The 24,334-nt window shown below is 39.1% G+C and carries 19 protein-coding genes and 1 pseudogene; 18 read left to right on the top strand and 2 right to left on the bottom strand.

The features are described 5' to 3' along the window. Positions 1 to 165: 165 nt before the first annotated feature. The 5 genes and pseudogenes from tagD to tagH all read left to right on the top strand — a co-directional run bounded on the left by tagD (position 166) and on the right by tagH (position 5,917). On the top strand, positions 166 to 555 hold the full coding sequence (gene tagD / locus MHI08_RS16350) for a glycerol-3-phosphate cytidylyltransferase (protein WP_008343212.1): 390 nt from the start codon (positions 166 to 168) through the stop codon (positions 553 to 555). Positions 556 to 652: 97 nt separating this feature from the next. Then, on the top strand, positions 653 to 2,119 hold the full coding sequence (locus tag MHI08_RS16345) for an alpha-glucosyltransferase N-terminal domain-containing protein (protein ID WP_342499780.1): 1,467 nt from the start codon (positions 653 to 655) through the stop codon (positions 2,117 to 2,119). A gap of 63 nt (positions 2,120 to 2,182) precedes the next feature. Continuing rightward, positions 2,183 to 3,319 (top strand): annotated as a pseudogene (locus MHI08_RS16340) (CDP-glycerol glycerophosphotransferase family protein); the annotation flags it as partial. A gap of 149 nt (positions 3,320 to 3,468) precedes the next feature. Further along, positions 3,469 to 4,296, top strand: a complete 828-nt coding sequence (locus tag MHI08_RS16335) for an ABC transporter permease (protein ID WP_024426273.1) — start codon at positions 3,469 to 3,471, stop codon at positions 4,294 to 4,296. 19 nt (positions 4,297 to 4,315) lie between these two features. Further along, positions 4,316 to 5,917, top strand: a complete 1,602-nt coding sequence (tagH, locus tag MHI08_RS16330; protein WP_342499779.1) for a teichoic acids export ABC transporter ATP-binding subunit TagH — start codon at positions 4,316 to 4,318, stop codon at positions 5,915 to 5,917. Positions 5,918 to 6,142: 225 nt separating this feature from the next. Here the strand turns inward: tagH and galU are convergent, their stop codons facing one another. Continuing rightward, complete coding sequence (gene galU, locus MHI08_RS16325) at positions 6,143 to 7,024, bottom strand: UTP--glucose-1-phosphate uridylyltransferase GalU (RefSeq protein ID WP_008343198.1); 882 nt, start codon at positions 7,022 to 7,024, stop codon at positions 6,143 to 6,145. A 265-nt stretch (positions 7,025 to 7,289) separates the two neighbouring features. Here galU and wecB point away from each other — a divergent pair, with 265 nt between their 5' ends. From wecB to MHI08_RS16300, 5 genes are all read left to right on the top strand, one after another. After that, positions 7,290 to 8,447 carry a UDP-N-acetylglucosamine 2-epimerase (non-hydrolyzing) gene (wecB, locus tag MHI08_RS16320; RefSeq protein WP_025093947.1) on the top strand — a complete coding sequence of 386 codons (1,158 nt, stop codon included), beginning with the start codon at positions 7,290 to 7,292 and terminating at the stop codon, positions 8,445 to 8,447. A gap of 160 nt (positions 8,448 to 8,607) precedes the next feature. After that, a complete protein-coding gene (locus MHI08_RS16315) occupies positions 8,608 to 9,324 on the top strand; it encodes a 2-C-methyl-D-erythritol 4-phosphate cytidylyltransferase (RefSeq protein WP_025093948.1) in 717 nt (238 codons plus the stop codon). Continuing rightward, a complete protein-coding gene (locus MHI08_RS16310; protein WP_025093949.1) occupies positions 9,317 to 10,342 on the top strand; it encodes a ribitol-5-phosphate dehydrogenase in 1,026 nt (341 codons plus the stop codon). Before MHI08_RS16315 ends, MHI08_RS16310 begins: the two co-directional genes overlap by 8 nt. Positions 10,343 to 10,347: 5 nt before the next feature. Next, positions 10,348 to 11,523 (top strand): CDP-glycerol glycerophosphotransferase family protein, encoded by a 1,176-nt coding sequence (locus tag MHI08_RS16305; RefSeq protein WP_051582037.1) that lies wholly within the window; start codon positions 10,348 to 10,350, stop codon positions 11,521 to 11,523. Next, a complete protein-coding gene (locus MHI08_RS16300) occupies positions 11,513 to 13,345 on the top strand; it encodes a CDP-glycerol glycerophosphotransferase family protein (RefSeq protein WP_342499778.1) in 1,833 nt (610 codons plus the stop codon). Before MHI08_RS16305 ends, MHI08_RS16300 begins: the two co-directional genes overlap by 11 nt. A 33-nt stretch (positions 13,346 to 13,378) precedes the next feature. Here the strand turns inward: MHI08_RS16300 and MHI08_RS16295 are convergent, their stop codons facing one another. Continuing rightward, positions 13,379 to 14,302, bottom strand: a complete 924-nt coding sequence (locus MHI08_RS16295; RefSeq protein ID WP_120207811.1) for a LytR family transcriptional regulator — start codon at positions 14,300 to 14,302, stop codon at positions 13,379 to 13,381. 182 nt (positions 14,303 to 14,484) lie between these two features. Between MHI08_RS16295 and MHI08_RS16290 the strand changes: the two genes are divergently transcribed. The 8 genes from MHI08_RS16290 to MHI08_RS16255 all read left to right on the top strand — a co-directional run bounded on the left by MHI08_RS16290 (position 14,485) and on the right by MHI08_RS16255 (position 24,314). Then, positions 14,485 to 14,808: a hypothetical protein gene (locus MHI08_RS16290; RefSeq protein ID WP_024423640.1), complete on the top strand. Its 324-nt coding sequence runs from the start codon at positions 14,485 to 14,487 to the stop codon at positions 14,806 to 14,808. Positions 14,809 to 14,832: 24 nt separating this feature from the next. Beyond that, positions 14,833 to 16,941: a SpoIID/LytB domain-containing protein gene (locus MHI08_RS16285; protein WP_342499777.1), complete on the top strand. Its 2,109-nt coding sequence runs from the start codon at positions 14,833 to 14,835 to the stop codon at positions 16,939 to 16,941. A 23-nt stretch (positions 16,942 to 16,964) separates the two neighbouring features. Continuing rightward, positions 16,965 to 18,455 (top strand): N-acetylmuramoyl-L-alanine amidase, encoded by a 1,491-nt coding sequence (locus tag MHI08_RS16280; protein ID WP_342499776.1) that lies wholly within the window; start codon positions 16,965 to 16,967, stop codon positions 18,453 to 18,455. Positions 18,456 to 18,582: 127 nt separating this feature from the next. Next, a complete protein-coding gene (locus MHI08_RS16275; RefSeq protein ID WP_056765646.1) occupies positions 18,583 to 20,079 on the top strand; it encodes a cell wall-binding repeat-containing protein in 1,497 nt (498 codons plus the stop codon). Between the two features lie 128 nt (positions 20,080 to 20,207). Further along, positions 20,208 to 20,804, top strand: a complete 597-nt coding sequence (locus tag MHI08_RS16270) for a hypothetical protein (protein ID WP_235566666.1) — start codon at positions 20,208 to 20,210, stop codon at positions 20,802 to 20,804. Between the two features lie 199 nt (positions 20,805 to 21,003). Next, on the top strand, positions 21,004 to 21,663 hold the full coding sequence (locus tag MHI08_RS16265; protein WP_056765649.1) for an exopolysaccharide biosynthesis polyprenyl glycosylphosphotransferase: 660 nt from the start codon (positions 21,004 to 21,006) through the stop codon (positions 21,661 to 21,663). 18 nt (positions 21,664 to 21,681) lie between these two features. Continuing rightward, a complete protein-coding gene (locus MHI08_RS16260) occupies positions 21,682 to 23,133 on the top strand; it encodes an MOP flippase family protein (RefSeq protein WP_056765651.1) in 1,452 nt (483 codons plus the stop codon). After that, entirely contained in the window at positions 23,130 to 24,314 is a 1,185-nt protein-coding gene (locus tag MHI08_RS16255) for a glycosyltransferase (RefSeq protein WP_056765653.1), read from the top strand. Before MHI08_RS16260 ends, MHI08_RS16255 begins: the two co-directional genes overlap by 4 nt. Positions 24,315 to 24,334: the final 20 nt, after the last annotated feature.

Here is a 24,334-nt window from a genome sequence, read left to right as displayed (position 1 = left end):
ATGCCCAATAAATTGGAAATAGTTTGTCTTTACATCTGCTTAACGTTTGGTGGGCGCTGTGATATAATGAGGTTCCGAAGAGCGAATCGAATATCACAGGATTACGGATAAATTACTGCACGAGTGCAGTCGAATAAGGATTGAAGAAAGGAGTTTATGTTTGCAATGAAGAAAGTTATTACTTACGGTACATTTGATTTATTACACTGGGGGCACATTAAGTTGCTAGAACGTGCAAAGCAGCTCGGAGATTACTTAGTGGTGGCCATCTCTACAGACGAGTTTAATTTACAAAAATCAAAAAAAGCTTATCACAGCTACGAGCATAGAAAACTGATTCTTGAAACCATTCGTTATGTAGACGAAGTCATTCCAGAAAACAGCTGGGATCAAAAAGTCCGTGACGTGCAAGAGCACGATATTGATGTGTTTGTCATGGGAGATGACTGGGAAGGTAAATTCGATTTCTTAAAAGAACATTGCGAAGTCGTATACTTGAAAAGAACAGAAGGCATCTCGACAACACAAATTAAGGAAGAAATTGCAGGACTTTAATAGATCGAAAAAAAGTACTTCTTATCTTTTGGTGAGAAGTACTTTTTCATGTAAAATACAATGAGCAAGCCATCATTATTTTTAAGGAGAGCTTCCTTTGTTTCAAAATTGGATGAAGAAAAAAGTTGAAGACACATTGGATCAATCTGAACAACATGAAACAATGGCATCAATGGACGTTCCTGATATGGACTATTACTTTATTATGGGTGATGTGCCAAAACAGGATGAGAGCTTAACGAAGTCTTTACAGACAAGGATTAAGCCTTTGGCTGATCAACATAAACGTACTGCAATTTTAACTTTAAATTACGATGCAAATGTGAAAGAACGTATTCATCGCATGGGAGAGTTCTTTTCTCCTGAGGTTGACATATTAAATGTATATGAACACTATATTCTACCGGAAAGTGGTAGTAAAAGACGTTACTCGGAATTTATTGTTGGTGAATCATCGCATTCGATCAATGAAGCAGTGATTCCAGCAGATGAATCCACGATTCAAGTGACGAGATATGAATTGCCTGCTTCCCCCATTTGTTATATTGATCAATATAATGAAGAGCAGCAACTGGTGAAGAGGGAAGAATACAATTGGCAGGGCATTTTGTGCAGAGTACAAAGCTTTGTTCCACATACAGGTGCTCTATACTTAGAGGAATTAATCAATGACGATGGCAGCATCTATATAGAGATCATTTATCCTGGTGATGCAAAAAAGAATCCAGTCCGGCATATTAATTGGTATAAAAAAACAGGAATTCAAACATTTACAAAGAAGACGGATATTAAACAATTATGGTTATCCAGCATTCAATCACAAAATGACCGTTTGAAACTCATGATCACAGAAGACCGTGATCAGGACCGCCACCTGTTTAAAATCGATCAGCCTGAAACAACCTATTACGCTGCATTTGTGCATCACGCACATTATGAGGAAGATCTGTATCAAGTCAATTCTCAATTTGAAGAATTATTTAAACAAATAAGAAAACAGCAAGTGGATGCTGTCTTTTTTTGGGATACTAAACATAAAGAAGATGTCGAAAAACTATTGGGAGAACAAGCCTATTTTTATCTTGTTCCTTCTGACGAAGAGACTGTTTGGAATACGGCGATTCATCATATGCTCGAAAATCGTGAGCATAAAGATGAACTGAGAGGGATCGTTGACAGCATGAAATGGGTCTTGCGAGATCTAAGCTCTGAGCATCATGTTCTTCACCTTCAACTCGAGTTAAAAGGTGAAATGAGTCATAAGAATCATGTGCAAATTGATTTCGCAGGATATGATCGAGTGAATGGAGCTCAAATCATCTCTCAAACAATCGATGAGAACCATCAAGTCAGCTTCCCAATCGGCCATTTTCAAACAAAGAAAAACATTGAAATCAACCAAACGAAATTTGTGGATTTTTACATTCGTTTTAAAACAGAAGAACTTCAAGAGGTTTTGCAAAGGGTAGAAGTAGAAGGAGAATTGCTTACAAATAAACCATCGTCCATCGATGGATGGTCATATCAAACGAAAAACGGATATTATTCATGGAAGATAGGTTGAAGAATTTTGAAAGCATGTGAAATTAAATTGAAAAAAATTCTAACGATTATGTATATAAGTATTTTTAAGTTCTTATTCAGGCTTGTCAGTAAGCTGCCTCATAATAAAAAAACGGTTGTTTTTGAAAGTTTTAACGGAAAACAATTCAGTTGTAACCCGCGTGGGATTTATGAGTATATGAAAGAACATCACCCTGAATATACGCTGATCTGGAGCGTTAAAAAGGGTCATGAAGCACCGTTTAAGGAAAAAGGCATCTACTATATCAATCGTCTGTCATTGAAATGGATCTTTACGATGGCAAGAGCTGAGTATTGGGTCGTAAACAGCCGTTTGCCGCTATGGGTTCCAAAGCCAGATCACACAACATACTTGCAGACTTGGCATGGTACGCCGTTAAAACGATTGGCAATGGACATGGACGAGGTGCATATGCCTGGAACAAACACGAAGAAATACAAAAAGAATTTCACGAAAGAAGCATCGAATTGGGATTATCTCATTTCTCCTAATGCCTACTCGACTGAAATTTTTACACGTGCGTTCCAATTTCAAAAGACTATGATTGAGTCAGGATATCCGAGAAATGACTTCCTTCACAATCAAAACGATGAAGAAACGATGAGAGCACTGAAACAAAAAATGAACCTGCCGCTGGATAAAAAATTGATCTTATACGCACCGACATGGAGAGACGATCAATTTTATAAAAAAGGGCAGTACAAATTTGATTTAGACCTTGATCTGCATGAGCTCAGAGCTGCAATCGGAGATGAATATATCATCATTCTGCGTATGCACTATCTAGTTGCTGAAAACTTTGATTTAGGACCATATGAAGGCTTTGCCTATGACTTCTCTCATTACGAAGACATTAGAGACCTTTATATGATTTCTGATCTGCTCATCACAGATTACTCATCTGTATTCTTTGATTATGCAAACCTCAAACGTCCGATGCTGTTCTATGTGCCAGACATTGAAACATATCGTGACAAGCTCAGAGGCTTCTACTTCGACTTTGAACAAGAAGCACCTGGACCACTTGTGAAAGAGACAGCAAGTGTCATTGACTGGGTGAGAGAAACAGAACAGCCAGACTTTACACTACCAGCTTCTTTTGCACCGTTTTATGAGAAATTCTGTTACTTAGAGAGCGGGGAGTCGTCAAAACGGGTGGTTGAAGTGGTATTTGAATAAATAAAATAATAGGATAAAGGCTTACAGCTAACGGCTTGTAAGCCTTTTATCATGATATAAAGTGAAATATTCCTCAACATCTGTTACAATTATGAGCGGTGCTTTTTAAAAAAAGTAATTCCAAAAACTTATATCTAAGGAAGATTAGAATGAACGCAATGTTGACGATACTAAAGGAGCAAATCAGTTCATTTCCGCTGATTATGCGACTTGCTGTTTATGAAACAAAATCAAAATATCAGATGAATTATTTAGGTGTTTTATGGCAGTTTTTAAATCCATTGATTCAAATGCTGGCTTACTGGTTTGTTTTTGGTATGGGCATTCGCGGTGGGCAGCCAATTGTCATTGGCGGCGTTGAAATCCCATTTATCATCTGGATGCTTGCCGGGTTAATCCCGTGGTTTTTTATTAGTCCGACAATTCTTGATGGGTCAAACAGTGTGTTTAAACGCATTAATATGGTATCGAAAATGAATTTTCCGATTAGTGCGTTGCCGTCTGTGGTGATTATGTCCAACTTGTTCAGCTACTTTGTCATGATGGGTGTCTATCTGATTGTGCTGATTTCCTATGGCATCTACCCTGACGCGCATTGGCTGCAATATATATACTATTTTATTTGTATGATCGCGTTTATGTTCTCGTTTAGTTTGTTTAATTCCACGATTAGCGTACTCGTGAGAGACTATCAATTTCTTTTACAATCCGTGACACGATTACTTTTCTTTTTGCTACCGATCTTTTGGAATATTTCAGAAAAACTTACTGGAGATAAGGCGTGGATTGGAGATATTTTAAGACTGAATCCCCTTTTCTACATTATTGATGGTTTCAGAAATAGTTTGTTAAAGGGAGAATGGTTCTTCCATGATGTGAAATACACACTTTATTTTTGGCTGATCACGCTTCTTCTTTTAACAGTCGGTTCATTGCTTCATATGAAATTTAGGGATAAATTTGTCGATTTTCTTTAAAAAGTAAGGAGATTATACGATGAAACTAAAAGTTTCGTTTCGAAACGTATCCAAGCAATACGTCCTATATAAAAAACAGTCGGATAAGATTAAAGGGCTGTTTTTACCTAATAAAAATGAAAAAGGTTTTTTTGCTGTTCGTGATGTGTCCTTTGATGTATATGAAGGCGAGACGATTGGTTTTGTAGGAATTAACGGGTCTGGAAAATCGACAATGTCGAACCTTCTAGCGAAAATCATTCCACCGACAAGTGGTGAAATTGATATGGACGGCCAGCCTTCGTTAATTGCCATTGCTGCAGGGCTGAACAACCAATTAAGCGGGAAAGATAACATTCGCTTAAAGTGCTTAATGATGGGACTGACGAATAAAGAAATAGACGAGCTTTACGAAAAAATCGTAGAGTTTGCGGATATTGGCGACTTTATTGACCAGCCGGTTAAGAGCTATTCAAGTGGAATGAAATCACGTCTTGGCTTTGCTATTTCAGCGCATATCGATCCAGATATCCTCATTATTGATGAAGCACTGTCTGTTGGAGACCAAACCTTCTATCAAAAATGTGTGGACCGCATTACAGAATTCAAGGAGCAAGGAAAGACGATCTTTTTTGTCAGTCACTCCATTAGCCAAATTCAAAAAATCTGTGATCGGGTGGCTTGGATGCATTATGGTGAGCTTCGTATGTTTGATGATACGAAAAAGGTCGTGAAAGAATATAAGGAGTTTGTTGATTGGTTTAACAAGCTTTCCAAGAAAGAGAAACAAAAATACCAAATGGAACATAAAGAAGGTAGAAAAGGTGTACAAAAGACGGAAAAGGTATCTCGTTATCAAGAGAACGGAAAACGCCGCTCATTGTTCGGACCCGCATTTCAAGTGACAGTTTTAGCGGTCTTAACGTTATTGCTAGCCTTATCGATGTTTTCAGATCGCCCGCTTCGTACATTGGCGACATTTGGTGCAATCCCATCAGATAAGACAGAAGCGCCTCAGTCGAAGAACCAGCAGACCAAAGGAGCGCCTGATATGAAAAAGGTGGATCAACAGCTGATAGTCACGGCAGATCCACTTACGGTTTACAAAGACCAAGCCATGAAAAAAAAGGCCGATATCACTTTGGTATTTGGACAAGAAGTACAGGCTGTGGCTGAAAATAAACAAACCGTTCAAATTAAAACTGCGTCAGAAACGTATTTTGTTAAACCTGCTGCGCTTCAAAATGCAGAGGATTTAAAGTCATTATCCATTGGACCAGGACAGTTTAATTCCTATGTATCACCTGCATCGGCAGGTTCGTATGAATATTTACTGTCTTTCCTTGGAAAAGAAGAATCTGTGCTGAAACAGAGAATGCAAACGCTGAGTTCAGTGAAAAATGATCAAGGAGATACGATTGAGCGATTGACCACAGAGAAAACCGACTATGTCATTCAAAATGGTCAGGCAAACACGATTGTGTTTCGCGATATTATGCCAATCTCTCCTTCCACACTTGGGCTGACAGAACAAAATGTCTGGATGAATGAGAAACGAACAAAGTTCGCAGTGAAGGGCGAAAACAACCTGTTTGTCATTGATAATGAACAGCATACACTGACTATTTCAGTCATTAAATAAAAAAGCTGCCGATGATGGCAGCTTTCAGCGTGTAGACAAACCCTCGCATTCGGTGTCAGGTCTGCGCTCCGGTGCTCACGAATGTCCAATTCGCTCCGCTCCGGTACTCGCCCTTCCTAGACTGCAAAGGTTTTCTATCACGCTGAAAAGAAGACAAGGGCTAAAATCAAGATCATTTTAGCCCTTTGTCAACAATCTGAAAGCTGCCGATGATGGCAGCTTTTTTTAATTCACTTCTTCTTTTTCGAGAAGCTGTTTCATAAATGGAATGAGTTTCTTTTTCAATTCTTCATCCTGAAGAGCAAACTCAAGCGTCGTTTCGATGAAGCCTTGCTTCTCGCCGACATCGTATCGTTTCCCTTCGAAATCATAGGCGAATACGCGCTGGATGTCATTTAGCTTTTGAATGGCATCTGTCAGCTGAATTTCTCCGCCTGCACCAATCTCTTGTTGATCTAGGTACATAAAAATCTCTGGTGTGAAAATGTAGCGCCCTAAGATGGCTAGGTTTGATGGTGCTGTTCCTTGCGGCGGCTTTTCAACAAAGTTTTTGACTTGGTAGCGGCGTCCTTCTTGTGTAAGAGGGTCGATGATCCCATAGCGATGTGTATCACTGTCAGCTACTTGCTGAACACCGATGACAGAGGAAAGAGTTTTTTCGTATTCGTCCATCAGCTGGCGAAGGCCAGGCGTTTCGGCTTGAACAATGTCATCACCTAATAAAACAGCAAAAGGCTCATCACCGATAAAGTTGCGTGCGCACCAAACGGCGTGTCCAAGTCCTTTCGGCTCTTTTTGACGTATGTAATGAATGTCAGCAATGTTAGAGGACTTTCTCACTTTTTCTAAAAGCTCGCTCTTTCCCTTTTCCTCAAGATTGCGCTCTAACTCTGGTGCAAAATCAAAATGATCCTCAATGGCTCTTTTCCCTTTTCCAGTGACGATAATAATGTCTTCGATTCCTGATTCAACAGCTTCTTCAATAATATATTGAATGGTTGGTTTATCAACGATTGGAAGCATTTCTTTAGGCATTGCTTTTGTTGCAGGGAGGAAACGTGTTCCGAGACCTGCAGCTGGTATAATGGCTTTACGTACTTTTTTCAATGAACTTTGCACCTTCCTTACATATAGAAAAAATGATTTGACTTCATTTTTCATCTTTCATAAAGTGTAACTTACAAATGATAGAAATGACAAATGATTTACGATAAATGTATGAGCTGATTCAATTCTATTGTAATGAGTCTGTGTAAATTTTTATGTTGAAAAGAGTAAAGGCGATGTAAAAATTGAAAACAGAATGATTAGGATTCGTTTCTATTCTTTTGTATAATACACTTATAAATGAGAAGGAAAGAGGCATCGACTATTGAAAACATTACATGTAATGACTGTATTCGGGACGAGGCCTGAAGCGATTAAAATGGCACCCCTTGTCCTTGAGCTGAAAAAACATCCGCAAATCAAATCCTCAGTCACTGTGACTGCACAGCATCGGCAAATGCTTGATCAAGTGTTGAAAGCCTTTAACATTCAACCGGATCATGATTTAAATATTATGAAAGAACGTCAGACATTATCTGAAATCACATCAAATGCACTATTGAAACTAGATCAATTATTCCAAGAGGAGAAACCTGATATTGTCCTTGTTCATGGAGACACCACTACAACCTTTGCAGGAAGCTTGGCCGCATTCTATCACCAAATTTCAGTCGGTCATGTTGAAGCGGGTTTAAGAACACATAATAAGTACTCACCGTTTCCAGAAGAATTAAACCGTCAAATGACAGGAAGCATTGCAGATATTCATTTTGCGCCTACACATGAGGCTAAGCAGAATCTTTTAGTTGAAAATAAAAAAGCAGAATCTATTTTTGTAACAGGTAATACAGCAATTGATGCATTGCAAACAACGGTTACAGATCAGTATCAACACCCTATTTTAGAGAAAATAGGCACAGATAAAATGATCTTGTTAACGGCCCATCGCAGGGAGAATCTCGGCCAGCCGATGAAGAACATGTTTAGAGCGATTAGGCGTATTGTAGAAGAGTTTGAAGATGTTCAGGTTGTATATCCTGTACATTTAAACCCTGCTGTTCGTGATGCGGCTCAGACAGAATTCAGTGATCTTGACCGTGTGCACTTAATTGAGCCGCTCGAAGTCGTTGATTTCCATAACTTCGCTGCTGCCTCATACTTTATATTAACGGACTCCGGCGGTGTACAAGAGGAGGCGCCTTCTTTAGGGAAGCCAGTATTAGTGCTTCGCGATACAACAGAGCGCCCTGAAGGCGTGGAAGCTGGCACGCTTAAGCTCGCAGGTACTGATGAAGAGACCATTTACAAGATGGCAAAACAGTTGCTAGTCGATCAAAAAGAGTACGACAATATGTCGAAGGCATCTAACCCTTATGGTGATGGACGAGCTTCGAAACGAATTGCTGAGATGCTTCTTTACCAATATGGCTTAACGGATGTCAAGCCACTCTCATTTCTAAAAACTGATCGTTCTACCAGCTAGAGGACAATTTTCGACAGGTGTTACATTTTCTAAATCAAAATGTGGTATTATAATGGCATATATTAAGATATGAGTGGTTTTTTTGTAATATAATTTACAATCCATTCATATTGAAATATTGCCATTTTTTTATTTGACATGATTGAAAGGGGTATTAAGTATGATTTATGCAGAAATATTAGCTGGTGGGAAAGGCTCTAGAATGGGTAATGTAAATATGCCAAAACAGTTCTTGCCATTAAATAATCGCCCTATCATAATTCACACTGTTGAAAAATTCCTATTAAATGATCGTTTTGAAAAAATTATCATTGTAACTCCCAAAGAATGGATCAACCATACGAAGAATATACTAGAAAAATACATACATGCTGATGATAGACTAGTAGTAATAGAGGGCGGAATTGATCGAAACGAATCGATTATGAGTGGGGTTCGTTTTATTGAAAAAGAGTATGGTCTAAATGACGACGATGTTATTGTGACACATGATTCAGTGCGCCCATTTTTAACCCATAGAATTATTGAGGAAAATATCAATGCCGTTCTAGAACATGATGCTGTTGATACTGTTATACCTGCTATAGATACCATTGTGACTTCAGAAGATGGAACAAATATCACTGATATTCCAGTACGTGATGTTATGTATCAAGGACAAACACCTCAAAGTTTTAAGATATCGCTCTTAAAAAGGCTTTATAGCGAGTTGACAGAAGAACAGAAAAAGGTACTTTCAGATGCTTGTAAAATTTGTATTTTAGCAGGACAGAAAGTGAATTTAGTCCGAGGCGAGGTATTTAATATAAAAGTAACGACACCATACGATTTAAAAGTTGCGAATGCTATTTTACAGGAGAACATAAAAAATGATTAATCAAACATATCGATTGGTTTCTGCTAGACAATTTGAAGTGACTTATAAGGATAAGGAGTTTACATCTGGACAAGTCGTTATTAGACCAACCCATCTGTCAATATGCGCTGCGGATCAACGCTATTTTACAGGAACAAGAGGTAAGGAAGCAATGGACAAAAAGCTTCCAATGGCGCTGATTCATGAGGGTGTAGGAAAAGTAATGTATGACCCTACTGGAACGTTCAAAGTCGGAACACATGTAGTGATGGTTCCAAATATCCCAAATGAAGAAAACGAATTTATTGCAGAGAACTACTTGCGCTCTAGCTATTTTAGATCAAGTGGTTTTGATGGATTCATGCAGGATTATATGTTCATGAATCCGGATCGTCTTGTAGCTTTACCAGAGCAAATGAATCTTCATGTTGCGGCTTTTATTGAATTGATCACCATTGCAGTTCATGCAATGAGTCGATTCGAAAGAGTGGCTCACCAAAAGCGAGATGTTTTTGGGGTTTGGGGTGATGGTAATCTAGGATTTATCACCTCTTTAATACTAAAAAAACGTTATCCATCTTGTAAGGTGTACGTTTTTGGAAAGAACCAATATAAACTAGAGCATTTCTCTTTTGTTGATGAAGTTTACCAAATTAATGACATTCCAAAAGAAGTTCGTGTTGATCATGCATTTGAATGCGTCGGTGGACGTGGCAGTGAAAGTGCGATTGAACAAATCATTGATTTCACTCAACCAGAGGCTTCTGTGGCATTATTAGGTGTTTCAGAATATCCCGTGAAGGTTTCCACAAGGATGGTTCTCGAGAAAGGAATTATTCTCATAGGAAGCAGTAGAAGCGGCAGCAAAGACTTTGCCAATACAGTAAATCTATTAAATGAATTTCCTGAGATTACAGATTATTTGGAGACATTGATTGGCACAGTCCATATTGTGAGAAGTATAGAGGACATTGGAAAGGCATTTGAAGAAGATCTGACTTCTTCTTGGGGAAAAACAATAATGAAATGGGAAATCTAACAACGATGCACATGACAAAAATGGTGAAAATTTTTTTCCGAATAGTCTATAAGATTTTTTCTAAATTGTTTCAAGTGAGCCAGCAAAAAATCGTGATCGCTTCTTATAGAGACAATGAAATAAACGATAATTTCAAAAATGTTTATAATGAATTAAGAAGTCAATCCAATTTGAAGATTATTCTCTTATTTAGAAAATCGGAAAGTGGCTTTCTAGGAAAACTTTTCTATATCATTTATTTATTAAAATCTCTTTATCACATTGCTACTTGTAAGGTGCTCTTATTAGATGATTACTATTATCCTCTTTATTTAATTAAAAAGCGGCCGGAAACAAAGGTAGTTCAAATTTGGCATGCCTGTGGTGCATTTAAAAAATTTGGGCACAGTATTAAAGACAAACAGGGAGGACCTTCATCAGAATATTTAAAAGTAGTGCCTGTTCATTCAAATTATGATTATGCAATTGTGAGCTCTGAAGAAGCAATTGGTCCATTTTCTGAAGCGTTCGATATGCCCAAGGAAAAAATATTAGCAACAGGTGTTCCAAGAACTGATTTTTTCTATTCTGAAGATCAAATATATGAAGTGAAAAAGAGGTTTGACAAGGAATATCCCGAATTGAAGAATAAAGTGAAAATATTGTACGCTCCAACTTATAGAGGAGGAGTAAATAAGCAATATGGCGAGCAATTTCTATTGAATCAAGAAACACTTTTCAAACATTTGAGCCGGGAGCATTATGAGTTGCTCATTAATGTGCACCCTTATATGCGAAAAAGTGTTTTTGGAGATATAGATTTATCTAAAAAGTTTTCTTTGTATGAACTAATGATTATTTCTGATGTATTGATTACAGATTATTCTTCAGTCATTTTTGAATATAGTCTTTTGAATAAACCAATGTTTTTCTATTGTCCAGACTTAGAGAACTATATGCAGGAGAGAGATTTTTATTATTCATTTCCAGAGTTTGCGCCAGGACCTATAAGAACGAAAATAGAGCCTCTCATTGAGGATTTGAAGAATATAAGGTTGAATAAAAAACAAATCAATTACCATTCATTTTCAAATCGGTTTATGAATCGTTGTGATGGAAATTCTACAGAGCGAGTTGTTTCACTAATATTAAGCTTAATAAATGAAACAATGAATGAAGGAGAGAGAGTTTTTGAAATTTAAACTAGGGACACTATTTAGGAAACGGAGTGTTCAAAAAAATCTTGACCATGTAGATGAAGTAAGTGAAGAAAAATTATTCTCACTTTTCGATAAAGCAGAAGATGTCATCGTGAATAAAAATATTCCCCAAAGAGAAATAACACAATTTCAATGGAACGAATCATTTTTAACGATCGAGGGGTATATGTACATTGATGGTATCCCCTTGCAAAGAGAAGATACGGTAAGAAGAAAGTTATTGATCGTTCAAAAAGGGGCTATTATAAAATCTATTCCTCTAAAGAATCAAAGGTTAAACGAAACAAATAGACAACAACTAGGGCTTTCTGAACAATATGAATGGGCTGGTTTTTATCAGGAAATAAACTTCTCAAAGGTAAATGGTGGCAAGCCATTACCACAAGGAAACTTTCATTTATATTTAGAATTAGAAGTATTAGATGGGAATAATATCAAGTACCATGAGACTCATACGCTGGGCAATATAAACAATTTCCTGAAGCAGGATATCTATGCAACGAAAATGGAACATTTTTCAGCTAAGAAAAGAGTGAAATATAATTTCATTGTCACATACGATGAAGAGGAAAAAACTGCACATGTATCATCACACAAACTCCAAGAAATTGACCAGGGTGCAATAGAGACTACTATGAAAAATGAAAATCGAATCATACGTAAAATGAAGCGTGTTATGTTTCAAATCTTATATCAACTATTTTGTTTCCTGCCAGTAAAACAGAAAAAAATTACTTTCGCATCAGATAGTCGCACTGACTTATCAGGGAATTTTGAATTTGTCTATCAAGAGCTTTTAAATAGAGAAGAAATGTTTGATTTTCAATTTTTCTTAAAAGAAAGCATTAATACGAAAAAAAGTATAGCAGAATATGTACGAATGGCCTATCATTTTGCTACAAGTAGGCATATTTTAATTGATGATTTCTATCCGATCATCTATCCATTGAAAATTCGTAAAAATGCGGATCTTGTTCAGCTGTGGCATGCAGTGGGCGCATTTAAGACGTTTGGTTATAGCCGTATTGGTCTGCCAGGTGGACCGTCACCAACATCCAAAAATCATAAGAATTATACGAAGGTCATTGTCAGTTCTGATCATATCCGGAAGCATTATGCGGAAGGCTTTGGAGTAGATATTGAAAATGTCATTTCCACAGGAATACCTAGAACAGACTTCTTTTTCGATGAATCAAAAAAAGAAGAAGTCAGATCAAGGTTGTATGAAGAATTTCCTTTTTTAAGAGGGAAAAAAGTGATTTTATTTGCCCCGACATTTAGGGGAAATGGTCAGCAGTCCGCTCATTACCCGTTTGAAGTATTAAATTATGATCAGCTTTATCAAGAGCTGAGTGATGAATATATCTTTTTGTTCAAGATACATCCATTTGTTAAGAATCAAATAAATATTCCTTATCAATATAGTGAATTTTTCTATGATTTTTCTGATTTTAGAGAGATTAATGAGCTGCTTTTAATTGCGGACGTTCTTGTAACTGACTATTCATCTGTTTGTTTCGAATTTGCACTTTTGCAAAAACCAATGATTTTCTTTAGCTATGATGTGGACGAGTATATTCGTACTCGTGATTTTTATTATGAGTATTTCTCCTTTATTCCGGGACCACTTGCTAAAACATGTAATGAGCTGGTGTCAATTGTTAAAAATAATCAATACGAATTTGAAAAATTAGATTCGTTTGTACAGTATTTCTTTGATGATTTGGATGGTCTTTCGAGTAAAAGAGTAGTAGATGCCATCTTATTAGAGCAAAGTGAAGATGATGAAAAAGAAATTCAGTAAAAAACACCTTTCATGGAGAAAGGTGTTTTTTTATTAAGAGGCTTCCAAACTTTCCTTCAATTCCTTCTTCACATTCGCAAGACTGCTGTCATCAAGCTGGTAGTAATAAATGTTATTGATACGTGTGCCTGATCCTTTCAACTCGTGCTGCTTCACATGCTGTCTTGCATCACGATAATCATTCATCATCGTCCACATATCATCAAATGACATGTTTGTCTTCATATTATTTTCTACGACTTTGAACATATCGCCGAATTTCGTAATAGATGAAATGTTGGCGCCTTTTGCAATGATGCCTTCAATGACCTGACGTTGTCTTTGCTGACGTCCGAAGTCACCCTTTGGATCTTGCTTTCTCATTCTTGTGTAGGCAAGGGCTTGATCCCCATTCAGGTTAATTTCTCCTGTACCAAATGAGTGGCCGTCATAACTAAATGCAAACGTGCTATTTACTGTAATACCGCCAAGTGTATCAACAATATCCTTGAAGCTTTCCATATTGACTTTAACGAAGTAATCAACAGGTACATCAAGCAGTTCCTCTACAGTATCTGCTGCCATTTGTGTACCGCCAAATGCATAGGAGTGGTTGATTTTATCCATTGTGCCTTTTCCGACAATCTTCGTATACGTATCACGCGGGATGCTCACCATCTCGGTCGTTTTCGTTTTCGGATTTACTGTCATGTATATTAATGTATCTGCACGGCCTCGGTCATTTTTTCGTTCATCGACACCCATGACTAAAATAGAAATCGGGTCTTTTTTACTTAAATCGACATCTTTGTCACGCTTATCTGACTTCTTTAAATTCTCCTGAATGCCTGCGACGGTCGATGCTGCTGTGTTCCAAAGATGATATGCGTATCCGCCAGTTGCTAATACGAATAAGCCAATAATCGATAAAACAATCCAAAGAACCTTTTTCTTCTTTCTTTTTCTTTCAGCTCTCATAATGTCCCTCACCTTTTCTATGATTCTTCCATGATTATAGGTTTACGAATCTTGATAAACAAGTTATTTTTTTACTCTGAACCTAGATATAGACGTTGTAACAAAAAAAAGGTTTCAAAAAACCTTAAATTTACCTTAAAATAATAACTTATAAGACGATACAAAGACATGAGGTGAAAAAAATGAAGAAAATCGTCGTTTTACCGTTCTTAATACTGCTACTAGGTATCGTGCTCACAGCATGTGGAACGGCCGAGCAGTCCTCAGGAGAAAACAAGACAAGCAGTTCAACTCCTCAGGTACTGGAAGAGAAAGCTGAATTTATTGGAATGGCTGATGCACATACAGTCGAAGTGAAAAAAGTGAATACGACCCTAAGCTATGAATTTACGGATAATTTTAAAGATGTGTTAAATGAATTTAAACCAGGAGACACAGTAGAAATCTCTTACTTTATTAATGACAGTGGTCAAAAGGAAATCCAGAAGATTGAAAAACAGAAGTAAAAAAGATGGGCGGGATGAACAAAATTGAAGAAAACAGGCGTTACACTAATCGTTCTCATGATACTGACTCTACTAGTTGCACCCTTTCAGTCTGCCATGGCAAGCTCGGCAATTTCAGTGAAATTGTCTAATTATATCGGAAACAAAACAAGTATGGATATCTCAACAACTGGGGAATACAAGCTATCAGGATCAAATGTTGCTGTGTCGAAAAGATATGATGGCGAAAATCGATATGAAGTAGCCAATAGCATCGCATCTGCTGGCTGGAAAAATCCATCAACTATCGTCGTTGTAAATAAGGATGCTTTTGATCATGCAATGACCGTTTCTCCATTGGCTTACAAGCTAAATGCACCTATTCTTTACTCTGGTGCTGCTAAGCTAACAAAAGCAACTGAGACCCAAATTAAGAAAATGAAACCCGATAACATTCTAATCATTGGAAATACACAGAGTATCTCATCTACAACTGAAAAAGCTTTAAAAAAGTACGGAAAGATTAAAAGAATTAGTGGAAAAGATAAATTTGAAATATCCCAAAAAATAGCTAAAGAGATGGGGAGCTATAAGCAGGCAATTGTTGCTGGTGGGGCTTCTTTTATGAATGGAACATCCATGATCTCTTATGCAGCTAGAAAAGGATATCCAATCTTATTAACAAAAAAAAGCTCACTTCCGTCTTATAAGATTCCTAGTAAAGTCATTGTTGTAGGAAGTACAAAAAGTATTAGTGAAAAAGTTGAGAAACAATTAAAAAAGACATCACAGGTGACAAGAATCAGTGGTGAAAATCGTTATGAACTTTCAGTAAATATCATTAAAAAATTGAATTTAAATGTTGATAAAGTTTACATTGCTAAAGGTTCAAGCTTTAAATATGCAATTCCTATGTCACTTTTAGCTGCGAAAAACAATCGTACTATGATTTATGTGAAAAAAGACTCTATCTCTTCTTCTTTAAAGAAGCTTTTGAAAGATAACGGCACACATACATATCATATTGCAGGCAGCTCAAGTGTGCTTTCAGATACACTAAAAAACTCATTAGCCAAACAAGTCTATCTGAAAAAAAATCAAAACTACCAATTGAATATTTCTAACGGAAAAATTTCATTAAAAGGCATAAAGACGTATAACACAGTAAGAGTTGTTCCTGAGAAATATTCAACAAAAAATGTCCTTCAAATTGCAGGAAAGCCGTATTTAGGCGACGTAAACTTTGCAATTGAATCAGGGTATATCAGGCCGACTCTCGAAAATATTCCATTTGAAGACTATCTAAAAGGTGTAGTACCAAATGAAATGCCTGCAAGCTGGAATGTTGAAGCGTTAAAGGCACAGGCGGTTGCCGCTAGAACGTATTCGGTGAAAAGTATTGGCAAAGTCGTCCCTGATACAACAGCCTTCCAAGTATATGGGGGATATAACTGGTACACAAATTCGACAAAAGCTGTCGATGCTACAAAAGGAAAGGTTCTGAAATACAACAATCAGCTCATTTCAGCAACCTATTACTCTAGCAATGGCGGTTACACAGAGGCAAGTGAAGAAGTATGGGGAAATGCACTGCCATACTTAGTGGCCAAAAAGGATCCAAAAGATCCAGTCAATCCATGGACACTGAAACTCTCTAAGAAACAACTAGGCACGACATTCACTGCTAGCACAGCAGCATCTGAGTGGTCTAAAGCAAAAGAGACAAATGCAGCTGACCTTGCAGGCCTGAAATCATGGCTGCTCAAAAACAAAGAAACTGCTGCATCTGATATGAAAATCGCATCCATCTCAAGCCTGACGTTCTCAGGGAAAACAAAAGGCCAGCGTGCGAAGACGGTATCGATCAAACTGACATACCATCTGAAAAACAAAACAGGCACATATTCGGTAAACAAAAGCACAACGGCAAGTATGAAGATGACCGAGTTTCGATCAGTCATGGGCGCAACAAAGGTGAAAAGCACATTTGCGTCAGTCAAAAACAATGCAAATGACTTCACGATTTCAGGAAAAGGGTATGGCCACGGCATTGGTATGAGCCAATACGGAGCGAAAGCGAGAGCTGAATCTGGAGACTCATATTCTTCCATACTCTCGTTCTACTATCCAGGTACAAAACTAACAAACTATTAAAGGGTAAAAGGAGGACATAGAAGATGCGCTCAATGATGAAAACAGCCATCCTCAGCCTCATCGCCATATTCGTTATTGTTCCAACAGCTTCAGCGGACAATTCTGTATCACGAATAGATGGGGGCAATCGATATTCTTTATCTGTCAATGTGGCGAAAAAAGGTTGGGGAACAGCTAATACAGTTGTGTTAATAGGAAAGAAAGCGTATGCTGATGCAACAGCAGCTGTCCCATTAGCATATCAACATAATGCCCCGGTTCTTTTTACAAATAGTAAAAACCTTTCGTCAGAAACGAAGAAAGGATTAACGTCTTTAAAAGCGAAAAATGTGATTGCAATTGGTACGACAGCAAGTGTTTCAAATAATGTAATCAATCAAGTGAAAAAACTAGGTATTTCAACAAAACGAATTACCGGAAAAAACAGATATGAAATTTCTACGAATATTGCAAAGCAAATGAAAAGTCCTGCTGGTGTAGTGGTTGTAGAAGGTCATTCATATGCGCATGGGATTGCGATTGCGCCGTATGCGGCACAGAAAGGTTTCCCAATTCTATATACAGATAAAAAGGGACTTCGTTCTGAAATTTCATCTTTCGCAAGATCTAGTAATATTAAGCAAACAATTGTGATTGGCGGCGAATCATATGTCACCAAAGCCGCATACAGCAAGCTAAAGTCACCAACGAGAATTAAGGGTGCCAACCGCTATGATATTGCTGCAAAAATCGTGAATAAGTATAAACTGAGTACGAGCAATACGTATGTTGCTAGAGGCTTTGGTTATGCCTCTGCCCCTGCAGCTGCTGGAATCGCAGCTAAAGAAAAGAAAGCTCTTTTATTAACAAATGAGAAAACCTTACCAGTTCATACTAGATCCATTATTGGCAGCAAAAACATTTCGAAGTTTACAGTGGTAGGAAATTCTACAACGGTCACCAATACTGTAGCATCTCAATTAAAGAACCCGGTTGTAGGAAAAAACGTATTCATTGATCCAGGACACGGTGCTCATGATTCTGGTGCTGTAGGATATGGTCTTTATGAGAAAAATTTAAACTTAGATGTAGCGAAGAGACTCAACACTAAACTGAAAAATGCAGGTGCTCTCACTACTATGTCAAGAACATCAGACACATTTGATAGTCTTCAAACACGAGTGAGCAAAGGTGCGTCAGCAAATGCAGATATCTTTATCAGTGTCCATGCGAACTCAAACGATAACAGCAGTGCAAATGGAACAGAAACGTATTATGACAAAACCTATGCGGCTGCAAACAGCCTGAAGCTGGCGCAAAACATCCAGCCTAAAATGGTCAGCGCACTAGGTACAAGAGACCGTGGTGTGAAAACAGCTGGCTTCTACGTCATTAAATATTCTAAGATGCCGAGCGTTCTTTTGGAAACTGGTTTTGTTTCCAGTCCAGTAGATTCAAACATCTTGAAATCTGCTACGTATAAAGATCGATTAGCGTCAGGCATTTCAAACGGTGTGTCAGGTTATTTTAGATAAGAAAACACAAACCTGAGGGGTGCCTCAGATACTCCTCTTAGGCTGCTCGAGAACGTACTCGGCAGCCTTTTTTCAAAAGTCCATGAAGCATCTTTGGTGAAGGGTTCAAACCAAGGAGGTTGACTTCATGCGTTTTGATATCAAATGTATGTTACTGATTGCTATTTCAATATGTTTATATACACCATCCGTTTTTGCTCAGCACACTGTATCGAGAATAGAAGGAAGCAATCGATATGATGTGGCTGTAAATACCGCGAAAAGGGGCTGGAAGGAAGCGCCTGCCGTTGTTCTTGTGGGCGGTGATGCTTATGCAGATGCCCTGAGTGCTGTGCCTTATGCTTACCAGCAAGGGGCCCCAGTCCTGTTAACGAATGCTGGCAGTCTTTCAGGTCCTTTAAAGACAGGGTTGCAGCAGCTCAAAACGAAGCAGGTAACGATTCTTGGAGGGACTGCGAGTATTTCTGAAAACGTCGTGAAGCAGCTAAAAGCAATGAATCTATCTGTTTCCCGTATTCAAGGAAAGAACCGCTATGAATTGGCGGCAAATGTGGCGAAGCACATGAAGAGTGCTAGTGCGGCAGTCGTCGTGAATGGTTCTGCTTATGCTGATGCTGTCGCGATTGCTCCATACGCTGCTAAACAAGGCTATCCTATTTTAGTAACAGATGCGAAAGGACTGCGAGAGGAAACAGCCAATCTATTAAAAAACAAAGCAGTCAAGCGGACCATTGTGATTGGCGGAGAAGCAAGTATCAATAAAATGGCTTTTCAAAAGCTTCCATCACCAGTCAGAATAAGCGGAGCCAATCGGTATGAGGTGGCTGCCCAAATTGCTAAAACGTATCCAATGAAGACAAGCCAAACATTTATAAGTTATGGGTATGCCTATGCAGATGCAGCCGCTGCGGCAAGTATAGCAGCGAAACAGGGCCAAACCCTTCTTCTCACAGACGCTCAAACGGTGCCGGATGCTATCAGAAAAGTCATCGGAGCCAAACAAATGTCAGCTTTTTCTGTGGTAGGCGGAACATCAACCGTTCAAACGAATACCATCACGCAGTTGAAAAATGCGGTGTTAGGTGAAACGATTTTTATTGATCCAGGTCATGGTGCGCAGGATGCTGGAGCGGTAGGGAATGGGCTGCTTGAAAAGAACATCAATTTAGAAGTAGCATTAAAGCTGCGGTCAAGGCTTCACCAAGCGGGTGCCCTTATTGTCATGTCGAGAACTTCTGATACATTTGACTCCTTGCAGACACGTGTCAGTAAAGGAGCCCAGGCAAGTGCTGATATATTCATCAGTATCCACGCCAACGCAAATGATAACAACGGTGCGAATGGAACAGAGACGTATTATGATACGACATATGCAGCTGCTAATAGTATCAAACTGGCACAAAAGGTTCAGCCCCGGATGGTCAGTGCCCTTGGAACGAGGGATCGAGGAGTGAAAACAGCAGGGTTCTACGTCATCAAATATTCTAGAATGCCGAGTATTTTGCTAGAAACCGGCTTTGTAACAAGTCCAATCGATGCGAGTATTTTAAAATCTACCACTGCAAAGGATCGGCTGGCTTCTGGAATTACAACTGGTGTGTCCAATTACTTTGACGCAAAATGAATCATGAGTGGGGTGTCAAGTTAAAAATACATTTCATTTTTGGTTATGTTTGTTATAATTGAAACATAGAAGGTGAATGGTTTACACATAAATCTTCAAACGACAGCAAACCGACAAATCATGAAGAGGTGACGATTTTGAAAAAATTAATCACAATGCCGTTTCTAGTATTGCTTCTAGGAGTATTGCTCACAGCGTGCGGCACAACAAATCAATCAAGCGATAACAAAAAAGAAGACAGCAAAAAAGAAACAACTGAAGCAGCCGATCAAAACAAAGATAAGGCTGCAGACGAAAAATCAGAAGATCAATCATCAAAAAATGAAAAATCAGATGATCAAAGCAAAGAAACAGCTGCTCAAACAGAAGAGCCAGCAAGTCAATCTGATGAAGAGGCAAAAGACAGCTCAAGCAAAGAAATCACAAAAGAAGAACCTGTTAAAGACCAATCAAAAGCTGACTCTAAAGGTGACTCTAAAACAAAGAAAGAATCAACGACTAATAAGAAAAATGAAGTCACCAAAGAAGGCACATATGTCGGTTTGGCTGATGGACATACAATTGCTGTCAACATTGATGGAAAAGAAGTTGCTATTCAATTCGGAAATACATTTTCTAAACAAGTGAACAGCTTAAAAGAAGAATCAAAAGTAAAAGTAACCTATACAAAAGATGCAAACGGAACACTTCGATTAAAAACGATCGAATCTGTAAAAGCAAAATAAAGAAAAGACCCGGAGACCCGCAGAATTGCGGGTCTTTTTTACGTTCAAAAGGGCATAACTTGATATAAGTGCACATTCTTAACACAGTTTTACAAGACTTAACAGCGCATTTACATTTGCTTAATGTTGCTCTGCTAAACTGACTTTCATAGAACATCTCTTTACACAACAACTACTTTGAATGGTGAGGTGCAGGTCAGTGAGTGCAGAGAAAGCGATGAATCTTTACAGAGAATATGAAGTGAGACGAAATCACTCTTTTGCCTTAACAGAACATATGGTTCGTTATTTATTTGCAAAACGTTTCATAGATTTAATGTTCTCGTTCATCGGATTGATGTTGAGTACGCCAATCATTTTGCTGTTTGCTCTTTTGATTAAGCTGGAAACACCAGGGCCGGCCTTTTATATGCAGGAAAGGGTCGGGAAAGACGGTGTTTACTTTAAATTATGGAAGCTCAGATCGATGAGAATTGACGCAGAAAGCGGAGGAGCGAAATGGGCGCAAAAAAATGACCCGCGTATCACCAAAGTGGGGGCATTCATCCGTAAAACAAGAATTGATGAACTTCCGCAATTTATCAACGTGTTAAAAGGAGAAATGAGTATCGTAGGTCCTCGTCCAGAAAGACCGATGTTTACCGCAGAATTTAATCGGACGATTCCAGGCTTCACAAAAAGGTTGGCGGTAAAGCCAGGGCTGACAGGTCTTGCTCAAGTAAATGGCGGATATGACATGAGTCCAAGTGAAAAATTAACACACGACTTACAGTATATTCAAAACTTGACATTTTCTCTCGACACGAAGATTATGGTAAAAACGTTAAAAGTCATCATGACTGGTGACGGAGCCAGATAAGTAAAGTAGGGAAGAGAAATGGCAAGTATGAAAAAACGCATGCTAGGCGGGGCAAAATGGACAAGCTTGTCCGCATTGATCATCACCATCATCCAAATTGCACAGTTCGCCTTTTTAGGGAACGTGATGTCACTCAAGGAGTTTGGACTCGTTGGCATGATAACAACTATCACAATATTTACGCAGATTTTGCTTGATCTAGGAATTGGGGCAGCGATCATTCAAAAGGAACAAACGACAGAACGTCAATTATCTACATTATATTGGATCAACTTGCTTACAGGGATTCTCTTGTTTTGTCTGCTCATCCTGCTAAGCCCAATGATAGCCGCTTTTTATAACCGGCCAGAGCTAGAGGGTCTGCTCAAGCTATTATCGATCATGTTTCTAATCGCACCGATTGGCCAGCAGTACCAGTATATGATGCAAAAAGACTTAGCCTTTAAAACATTAAGCACCATTGAAGCCATTGCGACCATCATATCGCTGCTCGTTTTACTCGTTTTCGCCTTCTTCATGAATCCGATTGTCGCCTATGTCATTTCTCAAGTGCTGCTGCAATCAGGAAAAGGTCTCATGTATGCAGCAGCTTATTGGAAGAAGTGGCGTCCAGCACCTGTTTTTGCATTAGGAGAAGTGAAGGAATTTTTCTCATTCGGTGCATTCCAGCTCGCATCCAGACTGGTCAACCGAGCAGGATCGAACATCGACATGATTTTAATCGGCCGGTTTCTTGGAGCGGAAGCATTAGGTATTTACAGCTTGGCGTATCAAATTGTGACTATACCCGTGCTGAAGATAAATCCGATTGTGACGAGAGTGGCTTTCCCGGTTTTCGCAAAAAGTCAGCGGGATCACTCCATGCTGCGAGAGGGCTTCCTAAGTATGACGAATATGCTCGCATTGGTTAGTTTTCCATTATTAATCGGCCTTGCTGCCGTATCAGACAGCTTTATAGAAGTCGTGTTTGGAGAGAAATGGCTAGTAGCGGTTCCGGTTCTAAATATATTGTGCATTGTCGGCCTGCTGCGTGTGCTGATGAATCCAAACGGTTCAATACTTCTTGCAAAAGGGAGAGCGGACTTAGCCTTTTATTGGGATACGGGGATGCTCATCGTGTATGGCTGCGCATTATATGCAGGTGTCACGACAGGCAGTCTGCTCACAGTAGCTTGGATCTACTCAGGTGTCAGCCTGCTCAACTTTATTGTCGGCAGATGGCTTATGGCATATGTTATTCAGCTTGATATGAAGGTGTATTTAAAATCACTTGGAAAGCCTGCTGTCATGACGCTGCTCATGGCGGTCTGTGCGGTAGCTTTACATCAAGGGATGAAGCTGACGTCAGCAGATATTTCACTTCAATTACTACTAACTGTTTGTGTCAGTGCTGCATTGTATAGCTTGCTGCTCATCAAAATGTATCCGCAGGCTGCAGGCAAATTATTGAGAAGAGGTCGTTCGTCATGAAGGTACTATGGCTGACAAGTGTATATCCTAGTGAAAAACATCCGAGTGAGGGCGTATTTCATGAAACGCAAGTACAGGAGCTGCTCAAACAAGGAATAGAAGTGACTGTCATTTGTCCTAATCCAGTGAATCCGCCGGTTTTACGGATGCTCAAGGCATCCTATCGGCAGAAAAGGGATCTGCCTGAACAGGAAGTGAGAAGCGGAGTGACGGTTTACAGACCGCCTTATCCAGCGCTCCCTGGACAGCTGAAATGGGCGCAGCCGAGTAAACGAATAGCGGCTTCCGTTCTCAGAGCAATGCAGCATTATCAGCTGTCACCAGATTTTATCCATGCGCACTTTGCCATGCCGTCTGGCGGAGCGGCGGCTGTCATTCAGAATGAAACGCAAATCCCTTATCTTCTGACCTTGCACGGCAGTGATGTGAACGTATATCCGAACTATAGCAAAGGGGCGAAGGCAGCCTTTGAAACGGCGGTGAAGCAGGCATCTGCTGTTCTGACAGTGAGTGAGGAGCTGGCTAAAAAGACAAATGAGATGACGAAGGTAGAAGCAAAATGTCTTCCGCTTGGTATTCCGCTCGAATCATTTTCCAGAACGGAAGAAGATCAAAAAAGCATCAGAAAGCACTTAAGTTTACCGCTTCAAGATAAGCTCGTTGTTTTCGTCGGGCGTTTAGTGAAAGAGAAGGGCTTGCTTGAATTAGCTGATGCTGTCAGCAGCATGGATGGAGTGAAAGCAGTCTTTGTTGGAAAAGGTCCCCTTGCAAAGGAGCTCACGGAACGGGCGGGAGCATCTATTATACTCCCAGGGCAGGTACCGAATGAGCAGGTGAGAGATTACTTAATGGCAGCTGATCTGTTTGCACTTCCTTCCTACAGTGAAGGAATGCCAACCGTCGTTCTAGAAGCGCTCGCTTTAAAAGTACCTGTCATTGCAACACGGGTTGGTGGTCTCCCATCCTTATTTTCAACCTATCAACACCTGCTCGTTGAACCACGTTCGACGCGTCAGCTGAAAGAGGCAATTCACGCCTGCCTTTATGAAAACAGATGGAATGAAGCAGTGAAGAACGATCTTCATGAAATGGTTCATACAGAATATTCATCAGAACATAATGCGAAGCATCTCATTCAGCAATATGAGAAGGTGCTCAATCAATCAACACCCATCGTTTAAACAAGATGAAATGTGCAAAG

This window comes from Bacillus sp. FSL M7-0791 (assembly GCF_038627085.1).
Lineage (GTDB): Bacteria > Bacillota > Bacilli > Bacillales > Bacillaceae > Bacillus > Bacillus safensis.
Note: the sequence above shows the minus strand (reverse complement) of the source record. Positions and strands in the feature narration are given on the sequence as shown.